The sequence below is a fragment of the Brevibacillus massiliensis genome, assembly GCF_000311785.1.
GTDB classification, from domain to species: domain Bacteria; phylum Bacillota; class Bacilli; order Brevibacillales; family Brevibacillaceae; genus Brevibacillus_C; species Brevibacillus_C massiliensis.
This window is the reverse complement of the sequence record NZ_HE978546.1, coordinates 41,300-53,952: the sequence shown is the minus strand read 5'-3', so window position 1 is coordinate 53,952 and position 12,653 is coordinate 41,300. Positions and strand designations below refer to the sequence as shown.

The following is a 12,653-nucleotide window of genomic DNA, read 5'->3' as shown; positions in this document are numbered from 1 at the left end:
GTGAGTTGCAAGTCATGTACCAGTGCGGCATGATCTGCCGTTTAGCCGTGAACAAGGACAGTGTGTCTCATGACAGATACATTCGCAGACAACATTGCAGCGACATGTCTCTTTTATGAGACATCGGTCGGGAAGGAAATCACCAGGTTTTCCATCGCCAAACGGCATCTGGCACGTTTTTTGCTATCTATGGCATATATTCGTGGTGCACGACTGGAAACCCGATTGATTTCACCAATCGCGACGGAGGGATGATCGTTGAACAGGATGCTGACGGATCGAACAGCTTTTATTACGGGGGCTGCCAGCGGGATCGGGCTGCAGATCGCCAAGGAGATGGGAGAAGCGGGGGCAAAGGTGGTCCTGTCGGATAAAAACCGGGAAGCCTTGTCTGAGGCAGCGGAGCACCTGAGAGCGGACGGCTTGCAGGTGCTTGCCGTCAAATGCGATGTGCTGAACGAACAGGAGATACAGGAGTGCTTGGAAGCGGCAGAAAAAGCGTACGGACGAATCGACATTCTCGTCAACAATGCCGGCATGCAGCACGTCGCCCCCATTGAGGAATTTCCCACGGAGACGTTTGAGCAAATGGTCCGGCTGATGCTGGTGGCGCCGTTTATGGCGATCAAACACGTCTTTCCCGTGATGAAACGGCAAGGCTTCGGGCGAATCATCAACATCGCCTCGATCAACGGGCTGATCGGCTTCGCCGGAAAAGCCGGTTACAACAGCGCCAAGCATGGGTTGATTGGTCTTGGCAAGGTGGCTGCCCTGGAGGGAGCTGCCCATGGCATCACGGTCAATGCTTTATGTCCCGGCTACGTCGACACGCCGTTGGTGCGAAACCAAATGAAGGATCTGGCAAAGACCAGAGAGGTTCCTGTCGAGAAGGTGTTGGAGCAGGTCATATTTCCGCTCGTTCCGCAAAAACGGCTGATCACCGTACAAGAGGTGGCCGCATATGCCGTCTTTCTCGCAAGCGAAAAGGCGGCGGGGATAACGGGGCAGGCCGTCGTGATCGACGGCGGTTATACGGCGCAGTAGCAGCCCGCCGGTGATGCCGGGCGGGCTGCCTGTTCGCTTCACCCCGCCAGGTTCCTGCGCATTAATTGCGCAACCCCTCTGGGATTGTCGTCATCGTAAACCTCCAGGGCGCGAATCACGCCCTCCTGCCTCGCTTGCGGGGTTTTGGTTTACCTTTCGAATGGTCGAGTATGCTTTTCAGTGCCTCCTCGTCTTCCACTTACCTTCACGATAAGGAAAAGAGAGTTTCGATTCAAATAATTCCGCTTTATTCTGACACTAGGATCAAGTAACATAAAGAGTACAGGCGGAGGTGGAAAATATGGGGATAACTGGTGACGTCCTGCAGAACGGTTTGACGCCGGAGACGAGACAATTGCTTGATTCGCTCAGCAATGGCGTGATGATCGTCGACAAGCGGGGAGTCATTTTGTATGTCAATCAAGCGGGCTGCGGCATGTTGGGTTTGAAACGGCATGAGGTCCTATTCCAAAACATCACCGGCATTGCGCCAGGGACGGATATCCTGCAGGTGATGAAAGAGGGAAAACCCAGCTTGGCCAATGAAGTCCGGTTTGGCGACAAAATGTTTCTGGCAAATCGCACCCCGTATGTTCTGGACGGGGAGATCGTCGGGGGAATATCCGTGTTTCAGGATATCACCGCTTACGAGCTCGCCTTTAAAAAGATGTCGGCGCAGGAGCGGGAGCTGCAGCAGTTCAGGGAATTGGTCGATCAGCTGTACGACGGCCTGGTGATGTGCGATCGCGAAGGCCGGATTACGATGATCAATCAAACCTACTGCGATTTCCTCGGGACCACCATAGAGGAAGCGATCGGCAAACACATTACAGAGGTCATCGAGAATACCCGGATGCATTTGGTCATTCAGACGGGAAAGCCGGAGTTGGGCCATTTGATGCGGCTGCGCAATCGGGATATCATCGTCAGCAGAATGCCGCTTCGCGAAGGTGATGAGATCGTCGGGGGATTGGGCAAGGTTTTATTCAGCGATTTGCGCGAGCTGCGCGGGTTGGTCGAGCGCTACAACATCATGGAGCGGAAATTGGATTACTATCGGCAGGAGCTAAAGCGTGTCATGGGAACAAAATATTCTTTCAATTCAATATTTTCAGACCACCATCTGCTTGCAGAAGCGATCGAGCTGGCGAAAAAGGTGGCAAAGACCAAGTCGTCGATCTTGATTTTGGGGGAAAGCGGCACCGGCAAAGAACTGTTTGCTCACGCGATTCATGAGGCGAGCCCGCGCGGGGAAGGGCCGTTTATCCGCGTAAACTGCGCTGCCATCCCGAAGGATTTGATCGAGGCCGAGCTGTTCGGTTACGAGGAAGGGGCGTTTACCGGCGCGAAAAAGGGAGGAAAACCGGGGAAGATCGAATTGGCCCACGGCGGCACGCTGTTTTTGGACGAAGTGGGAGACATGCCTTTGGATATGCAGGTGAAGCTGCTGCGCGTGCTGCAGGAGAGAGAGGTAGAGAGGGTGGGTGCCACCAAACCGATCAACGTAGACATCCGGGTGATCGCAGCGACGCACCGCCCTTTGGAAAAGCTGATCGCAGAGGGCAGGTTCAGACAAGACCTCTACTACCGGCTGAACGTCTTTACCATTAGCATCCCGCCGCTGAGAGTGCAGGGCCATGCCATTTTGAGCCTTGCGCATCACCTGATCTGGAAGCTGAATCAGGAGCTGTGCACAGCTGTAACGGAGCTGAGCCCGCGGGTGGAAGAGATCTTCCTCTCCCACAGTTGGCCGGGCAATGTAAGGGAGATGCACAACGTCTTGGAGAGGGCGCTGCAGTTGGCCGACTCCGGGACGCTGCAGCCCGATCACCTGCCTCCCTATCTGCAGGACCGGCAGGTGATCCTCAAAGGGGAGGCAGTCACACTTGACCTGGAGGCCGAGTTGGCCAAAACGGAGAAGCGGGTCCTGGAGCTCGCCCTGGAAAAGTGTCAAGGAAACAAAGTGAAGGCTTCACAGGTGCTGGGCATTCACCGGGCAAGCCTGTACCGAAAGCTGGAGAGACACGGTCTGCTCTCGCTTTGAAAAAAATGTCTCATCACGGCTTCATGTCTCACCATCGAAACAGGCTATTGTCTCTTTTCTGCGACAACTAAGATCGCTGCCTGCGCTGCCTTTCCCGGCCGCAGCGGTTGGCATAGGTTTTGCTAAGTAAGAATGACAGCGATTGCAAGGTGCCTTTCGGTGAGAAGAAAAGGGGGACGATGTGAATGAAAGCAAAGTGGCTGTTATCTGCAGTTTTGTTGTGTTCAATGGGATTTGCCGGCTGCGCCCCAAAGGTGGATCAGCAGACCAGCGCTCCCGCTCCGGCCAATCCGGCATCAGAACCGGGACAGACCAGTTCAGGCGGGGATGCCGGAGAATTTAAGATTGGTCTCGCCATTTCCCTCAGCGGCGGAACAGCCAAATTCGGGGAAGCAGTCAAACGGGCTGCTGCAATGGCTGTGGATGAGTTTAACGAAGCGGGCGGAGCAAACGGTCAAAAAGCCAAATTGATCGTGTACGACGATGAAGCAAAGCCGGAAAAGTCGGTTGAAATCGTGCAGCGCCTGATCAATCAGGACAAGGTCGTCGCTTTTATCGGCCCGGCCAACAGCGGCAACGGGAAAGCCCATATCAAGTACCCGCAGGAAGCGGGTATTCCGGAGGTCATCCCTGTCGCAACGGGTACTGGAATCACCACACAGTACGCTGATCAGGAGAAAAATTACATTTTCCGGGTTGCCCCTTACGACCGGGGACAGGTTGAGACGATGCTGAAATTTATCGTCGAGGAAAAAAAGTACGCCAAGATCGGTCTTTTGCATGATACGACCGGCTACGGGCAGGGCGGTAAAGCCGATGTCGAAGACGTGCTGAAAACCAAGTACAACATGCAGCTCACCATAGCCGAATCGTTCCAGGTGAACGACACCAGCATGGAGTCCCAACTGACAAAAATGCGCGAGGCAAACGTCGATGTCGTCATCTTTTACGGCCTGGCTCCAGAGGCGGCACAATACCTGAAATCGCGTGAAAAATTAAACTATTTTCCGGTCACGGTCGCGTCGTGGGCAATGGGCGATCCGACAGTCAAAGAACTGGTTGGCGATCTCGTCAACAAAGACGTCTACATGGTGCAGTCCTTTACGGTGGACCAAAGCCCCGAAGCCGCTGCGTTCCACGAAAAAGTGAAGGCGAAGTACGGCGATGACATCTTCCCGATCGCTTCAGCCCAGGGATATGACTGCGCCAATCTCATTCTGGAAGCGGTGAAGAAAGCGGGCACCGATCCCAAAGCGATTCGCGATGCCATTGAGAATACGGACGGTTTTCGGGGGATTACGGCGATTGATGCCAAGCCGTTCACCAAAGAAAACCACGAAGCGCTAAACAGCGATAATATGTTCCTGGCAACCTATAAAGACGGTTTGATTGTGAAACCGTAACGCCGGGCAGGAAGGAGGAGGCGCGTTGCTGCAAGCAGTGGTAAGCGGATTCATTCTCGGAAGCATCTACGCAATCATAGCCCAAGGCTACTACATTACCTATGTGACGACACGGACGCTGAATTTCGGTCAGGGCGACTTTCTCATGGTCGGGGCGCTTTTGGGATTGACGTCACTGGGGGCGCTGATGACTTCTGGAATCAACGTGTTTCTCGCTTTATTGCTCACCCTGGCCGTGACCTGTCTGGTCATGGGCCTGTTGGGCTGGGGATTGGAGCGGATCGCCATACGTCCGCTGCAGAACAATTTCATATCGATTAGCTGGATCCTGAGCACGGTGGCCGTATCGATGATGTTTCGCAATCTCGCCATGCTGGTCTGGGGAAGGAACGTCATCCCGTTTCCTTCCCCGTTCGGCAGCGGAGTGCTCAGGTTTGGGGGCGTCGGCATTGCCAAACACGAGATTTTCATTGCCGTCTGTGCGCTTGTCATCATGGGCTGCCTTTTCATTTTCCTGAAAAAGTCCCTGCTCGGCAAGGCGCTGGCTGCGGTCGCATGCAACCCCGAGGCGGCAGCTTTAATGGGGATTAATCCGCGTGCGATGGCCATTCTCGCCTTTGCCCTCTCTTCGGCGCTGGCCGGCATCGGCGGCATATTGGTCGGGCCGATTACCAACACCGCTTTTTTCATGGGGGCGACGCTGGGGCTAAAGGCGTTCGCCGCGGCGATTATCGGCGGATTGGATAACCCTGTCGGCATTCTCATCGGCGGCCTGCTGCTCGGCGTGCTGGAGCAGGTGTTTGCGCTGGGCAGTTCCGCGTACAAGGACGCCAGTGCCTTTGTGCTGATCCTGATCGTGCTGATTTTTATGCCGCAAGGTCTCTTCGGGAAAAAAGTGAAGGAGAAATTTTAAGATGAAAAAGTGGGGCATTTACGCGGCTATCGGAGCAGCTTTGTATCTTTTTCCGTGGATTTTTCCCAATTCCTACTTGATTCACCTGGCCCAGGGTTTCCTGTACACCTACATCGTCGTCGTCGGTCTCAACCTGCTGGTCGGGCTCTCCGGCCAGTTGTCGCTGGGACATGCCGGATTTTTTGCCATCGGCGCATACGGCACGGCTTTGCTCAACAACGCCGGCGTTCCCTTTCTCTTCAGCCTGACCCTGGGCACGGCCATCTGTGCCGCTGCCGGCGGCATCGTCGCGATGCTCTCCCTGCGGGCGAAAGGGCCCTATTTGGCGATGGTGACAATCGCGTTCGGCATGCTGATCGAGATTATCGCCAACCGCTGGGTAGAAGTTACCGGGGGGCCGGCCGGCCTGTACCTGAATTCGCCCAGTCTGCTTGGTTTATCGCTTGGGATTGTGGAGTACTACTGGCTGATCGCGCTGATTACCCTCGTCATTACCGTTTTGGCGGACAATTTGTTCACCTCCCGCGTCGGCAGGACCTTTCAGGCGATGGGCAGCAGCGAGGTGGCTGCGGCGACGGCAGGTGTCGACGTGCGGAACTGGAAGGTGCTGGCGTTTGTGGTCAGCGCCTCGATTGCCGGGATCGGCGGTGCGCTGTTCGCTTTTCAAAATTCCTATTTCAACAGCGACTCGTTTACCTGGGACAAATCGATCCTGTTTTTGGTCGGGGTGATCGTGGGCGGCGCCGGCACGCGGCTCGGGCCCGTCATCGGCACAATCGTGATTTTCTTGCTGCCGCAGGCATTCCAGAGCTTGTACGACTACCATCTGCTGATCTTCGGCGCCATCCTGCTGGTCAGTCTGGTGCTGCTGCCGCAGGGCATCGTCGGCAGCCTGGGCCGGGTCAAAGGAAAGAGAAGGGAAGCACTACCGCTTGCCAAAGAAGCGGACGGAGCGCGAGAAGCCTTGGGGACCGAAGTGCGCTGGGCGGCAAAAAGACAGGCGACGGTCCTCGATATCCGGCAAGTGGTGATGGAATTTGACGGGTACCGCGCAGTCGACGGGGTTGATCTAACCCTGCAGGGGCCGGAAGTGCGGGGGCTGATCGGGCCGAACGGGTCGGGAAAAAGCACGATCGTCAACGTCCTGAGCGGCGTATACGTCCCGACGGCGGGGCAGATGATCTGGAACACCCGCAACGTCACCAGCTTTCCGCCCCACAAGATGGCGGAGGCCGGGATCACCCGCACCTTTCAAAACTTGCAGCTCTTTTCGGAACTAACCGTCCTGCAAAACGTGCTGGTCGGATTTCATCTGCACTATACGAGCGGTTTTTTTGCCAACCTCCTGCACACCCCCCGCTTTTGGCGGGAAGAGGAGCGGCTTCGCGAAGAGGCCATGCATTTGCTGGCTTTCGTCGGGATGGCTGAAAAGGCGAATGAAATGGCAGCCAATCTCTCCTACGGCGAACAGCGGCTCGTCGAGATCGCCCGCGCAATGGCGGTCAAGCCGCAATTGCTGATCCTGGACGAACCCGCAGCGGGGGCGAGCCAGTACGAAGTGGACAAAATCGTGAAGGTGATCCGCAATCTCAAGGAGATCGGCATCTCGATCATCCTTGTCGAACATCACATGGAGATCGTGATGAACGTCTGCGACACGATCACAGTGCTTGACTTCGGCAAGAAAATCGCGGAAGGCGATCCGGCGCATATCCAGAAACATCCGCAGGTGATCGAGGCGTACCTGGGCGGCGAGGAGGTGACAAAGCTTGTTGTCGGTGAATGAGCTGTACGTCCATTACGGCAGGGCACAGGCGCTCTGCGGCGTCAATCTGCATATCGACGAGGGCGAGATTGTGGCCCTGATCGGCCGCAACGGAGCGGGCAAAACGACGCTGCTGCGGGCGATCACCGGACTGGTCAAGATCAGTTCAGGCGAGGTCAGGTACAAGGGAGAATTGCTGAATGGCATCCAGGCCCATGACATCATGAAAAAACGGATTGGCCACGTGCCGCAGGGGAGGCAGATATTCGGCGATCAATCCGTGGAAGAAAATTTGATCCTGGGAGCATACACCAAGACCAAAAAAAATCCGGCTCTCGTAAAAGAGTGGATCGAACGCGAGTACACCCGCTTCCCCCGGTTAAAAGAGCGCAGGAAGCAGCAGGCGGGCACTCTCTCAGGAGGCGAGCAGCAGATGCTGGCTCTCTCCCGGGCGCTGATGGCCGACCCCGAATTTATCGTGCTCGATGAGCCGTCGATGGGTCTTTCGCCGCTGTTCGTCAAGCTGATCCTGGACACGGTGGCACAGCTGCGCACCGAGGGAAAGACGATCCTGCTGGTCGAACAGCTGGCAAAAGCGGCGCTTTCCATCTCGGACAGGGCTTATGTGCTCTCATCGGGCGCCGTGGAAATCACAGGCGCTTCGAGCGAGCTTTTACACGACGAGAAGATCATTCAAACCTATCTCGGCGCGTGATCTGACTGCGGGCCGGGAGGTGGCTGTCTCAAGCGGCTGGATCAGCCGTCCCGGACAGCCTTTTTTATTAAGATGTCGCCTTGCTGAATGAAATGGGGTGATAGATCCCGACGGCATCTGCCGCTGTCACGGTTAAAAATAATTGATTACGAAAATTAATCAGAATTATATATATTGATGAAATATTTGTGTTATTATTTTCCTGAAAAATGAAAAATATTGCGAAATAGTGGAGGAGCGTGTGGGGAACAAGCGAACAAATCATTCCGTTTACGATCGGGAGAACGGCGTTATCTTTGGCTCCTTGACCGGAGGCACCGACTTGATGGAGGGCATCATCGCCGAATACGCCAAGTACAATGTCGCGTCCGGCATGCTGACCGGCATCGGCTCGCTCAGCAGGGCCACGTACGTATACGGTGTGGACGGGCCGGATGGGCGGCCGGGTTACAGCGATCCGGTCACGGTAGACGGGCCGATTGAGATTCTAAATGCGACAGGCTTTCTGTGCCGAAACGATGAGCAGGCGATCGACATGCACCTGCATGGTTTATTTGTAAACAAGCAGGGACAGGTTTTTGGCGGCCACGTTTTGCCCGGGAAAAATCCGGTGCTGATTACCGTCGAATTTACGATCAAGGTAGGGAGTTCTGTCGAGGCGGTTCGTTCCTTCCATCCGGAGCTGGGATTTTCCGTCATCACCTTTAAACAGGGAGGGTAGTGGTTGGAAACATTAGGGTGTATTGCCAAAAAAACATGCAGACAATTTTCCGCTCAGACTGCCGTTGCGGAAGGGGAGCGCAGCTTTACCTATGCCGAACTGCGGGACCGCTCTTTTCGCCTGGCAAAAGCACTGCATGACAAGGGGCTGAAAAAAGGGGACCGGGTTGCGATCCTGATGTCCAACCGCATCGAACACGTAGAACTGGACATAGCGATCGCGCTGACCGGGCTTGTCAAGGTTCCGCTCAACTACCGGCTGCACGCAAAGGAGCACGAGTACATCCTGGAACACTCGGGGGCGAGCCTGCTGATCGGGGAGGACCACCTGATGCAAAACGTGGCGGGTCCCCTTCCCAGGGTAGCCGTAGGCGGAGCGTACGAGAGCTGGCTTGCCGCCTCCGAATGCGCGGAGCCAAAGACGGCGGTGGACGAGGACGACCTGTTCGCCATCATGTACACATCCGGTACGACAGGACGGCCAAAAGGCGTGATGCTGTCTCATCGAAACTTCATTTCCGGCGCCTTGTCCCTGACGATGGCGTGCAATCTGACGCACGACGACGTCATCGGCCACGTCGCCCCGCTGACCCACGGGAGCAACTTCCTGGCGCAGTGCGCCCTCCTTTTGGGACTAAAGCAAGTCGTGTTCAACAGGTTCGAGCCGGAGCAGTTTTTGGAGGCGATCGAAACCGAGCGGATCACCACGGTCTTTCTGGTGCCGACGATGGTCAACCTGATGATCCACGATAAAAGCTTCGCCCGGCGGGACCTGCGTTCGCTCAGGACGATCAATATGGCGGGGGCGCCGATGGCGGCCGAGAAGGTCAAGCTGGCGCTGGAGCTGCTCGGTCCCAAGATCGTCGAAACCTACGGCCAGGTGGAGGCGCCGATGACGATCACGGTCATGCCCCGCCACGAACTGCAGCACCGTCCGGCTTCCTGCGGCGCCGCCGGTTCGTTTGTCGAGCTGAAGATCGTCGACGACGAGGGGAGCGAGGTTCCGGCCGGTCAGGTAGGCGAGATTGTCTGCCGGGGCTCGCTGGTGATGAAAGGATACTGGAACAATCCGGAGGCGACAGCCGAGACGCTGAAAGACGGCTGGCTGCACACCGGCGACCTGGGCTGGGTGGACGAGGCAGGGTACCTGCACATCGTCGACAGGAAAAAAGACGTGATCATCAGCGGCGGCGCCAATATTTATCCGCGGGAAGTGGAAGAGGTGTTGAATCTTCACCCTGCGGTCAAAGAAACCTGTGTGTTCGGCATTCCGGACGAAAAGTGGGGCGAAGCGGTCTGCGCCCACGTCGTCCTTCGCGAGGGACAAGCCGCAAGCGAGCAGGAGTTGATTGAACTGTGCAAAAGCCATCTGGCCAGCTTTAAGAAACCGCAGCGAATTCACATTGTGGACTCCTTGCCGAAAAGCACGTACGGCAAGATCTTGCGCAAGGAAATCCGCGAAACGTACGGGAGGAATGCCTGATGAGAGCGGTTTCAGTAATAGGAGTAGGCATGACGCCGTTCGGCAAGCACGATGCCACGATCAAATCGCTGGCGGTCGCCGCCTGCCGGGAGGCGCTCGCTGATGCCGGGCAGCCGAGGATCGACGCCGTCTACGTCGGCAACTTCATGGGCGGCCAGCTCGCCGAACAGGAAATCCTCGGGTCGATGCTGGCCAATGAGCTGGGGCTCGGGCCGATCCCGGCGGCCAAGATGGAGGGTGCCTGCGCTTCGGGCGGCATCGCCTTTCGCCAGGCTTACCACATGGTGGCTGCCGGTCTTTGCGATACGGTACTGGTCGTTGGCGTGGAAAAAATGACCCATGCCGCCACCAGCCAGGTGACCCATGCGATCAACGCCGCGATGGACAACGATTCCAACGAAGGCGTATCAGGCCTGACCTTCCCCGGATTTTTCGGCGTCGTGGCCAACCGCTACATGTATGAAACAGGAGCGGAGAAAAAGCATCTGGCCATGGTGGCCTTGAAAAACCGGAGTTACGCCGTGAACAATCCGAAGGCCCAGTTCCGCAAACCGGCCACGCTCGACGAGATCATGCAGGCGCGGATGGTGACCGATCCCTTGGGGCTGTTCGACTGTTCGCCGATCTCCGACGGAGCCGCTGCCGTCGTTATCACCGCGGGTGACAAGGGGGTAAACGTGCTGGCTTCCGCCCAGGCCTCCGGTCCGCCGCTGATGCAGGAGATTCCCGACCTGCTGCGCATCGGAGCGATCGAGGAAGCGGGACAGCAGGCGTACGAGCAGGCCGGACTTGGACCCGAAGACGTGGATGTCGTGGAAATCCACGACTGCTTCTCGATGACCGAGATACTGGCGACGGAAGCGCTCGGCTTTTGTGCCAAGGGCACAGGCTGGCAGGCGGTGGAGCAAGGCCTTACTGGCCACAATGGAAAAGTGCCGGTCAACACGAGCGGCGGCCTGCTGTCGCGCGGGCATCCGATCGGCGCCACCGGGCTGTCGCAAATCGTTCAAATCGTCAGTCAATTGCGGGGCAGCGCCCCCAATCAGGTGGAGCGGGCCCGAATCGGGCTGGCACAAAACCTCGGCGGAACAGGCGCTTTTGCAACCGTTCACATCTTTGCCGGGAAGGGAGGGCTGGCATGAACATTTCCGTATTGTCCTGCGAAAAGTGCTGCGCAGCCTTTATCCCGCCCAAGTACATCTGTCCCGTCTGCCGGCACGATCAGCTGACGACAAAACCGGCAAGCGGGAGCGGCACGGTCTATTCCTACACGACGATCCACGTCGCGCCGGAGAAGTTTACCGATCAGGTGCCCTACCATATCGTCCTGGTTGACCTGGAGCAGGGCTTGCGGGTCACGGGCCGCTTGACCAGCGGCACGCCGCGCATCGGGAAGAGGGTAGAATGCAGCCGGGTGGATGGATCCGTTTACTGGTTTGACCCGGCGGGGCCGTGAGGACGTGTTCCTCACTGCGGCAAGAAACAGATTCCTTTGAATGGAAGAGACGAGGGGGACTCATGAAAGTGAAAAAACATTGGAACGCATTGGCCGCATTTGTCTTGAGCGCGGCGCTGATCGCCGGCTGCGGCGGAGGAAAATCCGAACAGGCCGCTGGTACGGAGCCGTCCGCTGCCAAGGGCGAAAAAATCAAAATGAAGATGAGCGTTACCACCAGCGAAACCTCTACCTGGTACAAGGGCGCACAGATGTGGGCAGATAAGGTGAAGGAAAAGACCAACGGGCAGGTGGAGATTAAAATCTACGCAAACGAACAGCTGTCCAACGGCAACCAGCCGAAGGGCATCGAGCTTTTGCAAAACGGATCCACCGACGCGTCGCTTCACTCGACGATTATCTACTCCGGTTTGGACGAGAAGTTTTCCGTGATCAGCATGCCTTGGCTGTTCACTGATGAAAGCGTTGCCGACAAAGCGCTGGCGGGTGCCGGAGGGGAAAAGCTGTCCGAACTGCTGCGGGAAAAAGGTGTAGAGCCGCTCGCTTTCGGCGAAAACGGATTCCGGCAGATTACGAACAGCAAACGGCCGATCACCAGTCCGGCTGACATGGCAGGCATGAAAATTCGCGTTCCCAACATGAAGATGTACATCGACCTGTACAAGGCGCTCGGTGCCGACCCGACATCGATGAGCTTCTCCGAGGTTTTCACGGCGCTGCAGCAGGGAACGATCGACGGCCAGGAAAATCCGCTGCCCGTGATCATGAGCTCCAAGCTGTACGAGGTGCAAAAGTACGTGTCCCTGTGGAACTATTCGTACGATCCGCTCGTGCTTGGGGTAAACAAGAAGCTGTTTGACTCCCTGGACAAGGAAACCCAGGACATCATGAGAGAAGCCGCTGTCGAAGCGATGGAATACCAGCGCAAGATCAACCGCGAAGAAAACGCCCAGATGGTAAAAGAACTGGAAGCCAAAGGCGTGACGGTGACCACGCTGACGCCGGAACAGGTGAAGGCTTTTCAGGACAAGGTCGCGCCGATCTATGATCAGTACACCGATACCATCGGCAAAGACTTGATTGACGCTTTCCGCGGCGCAAACTAATTTG

11 protein-coding genes are annotated in these 12,653 nt (G+C 56.7%); all 11 read left to right on the top strand.

Going from position 1 to position 12,653, the window contains the following annotated elements; translation table 11 throughout:
• The first annotated feature begins 267 nt into the window (after positions 1-267).
• The 11 genes from HGBM_RS20650 (at position 268) to HGBM_RS20600 (ending at position 12,649) form a co-directional block, all read left to right on the top strand.
• Positions 268-1,044 (top strand): 3-hydroxybutyrate dehydrogenase, encoded by a 777-nt coding sequence (locus HGBM_RS20650; protein ID WP_173391405.1) that lies wholly within the window; start codon positions 268-270, stop codon positions 1,042-1,044.
• 301 nt (positions 1,045-1,345) lie between these two features.
• Positions 1,346-3,088: a sigma-54-dependent Fis family transcriptional regulator gene (locus tag HGBM_RS20645; protein WP_019122988.1), complete on the top strand. Its 1,743-nt coding sequence runs from the start codon at positions 1,346-1,348 to the stop codon at positions 3,086-3,088.
• A gap of 185 nt (positions 3,089-3,273) precedes the next feature.
• Positions 3,274-4,491, top strand: coding sequence for an ABC transporter substrate-binding protein (locus HGBM_RS20640; protein WP_019122987.1), 1,218 nt, complete (start codon positions 3,274-3,276; stop codon positions 4,489-4,491).
• A 25-nt stretch (positions 4,492-4,516) separates the two neighbouring features.
• The gene (locus HGBM_RS20635; RefSeq protein WP_019122986.1) at positions 4,517-5,404 is read left to right on the top strand and encodes a branched-chain amino acid ABC transporter permease; all 888 of its coding nucleotides are present in this window, start codon (positions 4,517-4,519) and stop codon (positions 5,402-5,404) included.
• 1 nt (position 5,405) lies between these two features.
• Positions 5,406-7,190: a branched-chain amino acid ABC transporter ATP-binding protein/permease gene (locus HGBM_RS20630; protein WP_019122985.1), complete on the top strand. Its 1,785-nt coding sequence runs from the start codon at positions 5,406-5,408 to the stop codon at positions 7,188-7,190.
• Positions 7,174-7,884: an ABC transporter ATP-binding protein gene (locus HGBM_RS20625; protein WP_019122984.1), complete on the top strand. Its 711-nt coding sequence runs from the start codon at positions 7,174-7,176 to the stop codon at positions 7,882-7,884. Before HGBM_RS20630 ends, HGBM_RS20625 begins: the two co-directional genes overlap by 17 nt.
• A 241-nt stretch (positions 7,885-8,125) precedes the next feature.
• Positions 8,126-8,605: a PPC domain-containing DNA-binding protein gene (locus HGBM_RS28140; RefSeq protein ID WP_019122983.1), complete on the top strand. Its 480-nt coding sequence runs from the start codon at positions 8,126-8,128 to the stop codon at positions 8,603-8,605.
• Between the two features lie 3 nt (positions 8,606-8,608).
• Positions 8,609-10,087, top strand: a complete 1,479-nt coding sequence (locus tag HGBM_RS20615; protein ID WP_019122982.1) for a class I adenylate-forming enzyme family protein — start codon at positions 8,609-8,611, stop codon at positions 10,085-10,087.
• On the top strand, positions 10,087-11,229 hold the full coding sequence (locus HGBM_RS20610; RefSeq protein WP_019122981.1) for a thiolase C-terminal domain-containing protein: 1,143 nt from the start codon (positions 10,087-10,089) through the stop codon (positions 11,227-11,229). Before HGBM_RS20615 ends, HGBM_RS20610 begins: the two co-directional genes overlap by 1 nt.
• On the top strand, positions 11,226-11,543 hold the full coding sequence (locus tag HGBM_RS29080) for a Zn-ribbon domain-containing OB-fold protein (protein WP_019122980.1): 318 nt from the start codon (positions 11,226-11,228) through the stop codon (positions 11,541-11,543). The genes HGBM_RS20610 and HGBM_RS29080 overlap by 4 nt, the downstream gene beginning before the upstream one ends.
• Before the next feature lie 62 nt (positions 11,544-11,605).
• Positions 11,606-12,649 carry a DctP family TRAP transporter solute-binding subunit gene (locus tag HGBM_RS20600; protein WP_019122979.1) on the top strand — a complete coding sequence of 348 codons (1,044 nt, stop codon included), beginning with the start codon at positions 11,606-11,608 and terminating at the stop codon, positions 12,647-12,649.
• The last annotated feature ends 4 nt before the right edge of the window (positions 12,650-12,653 follow it).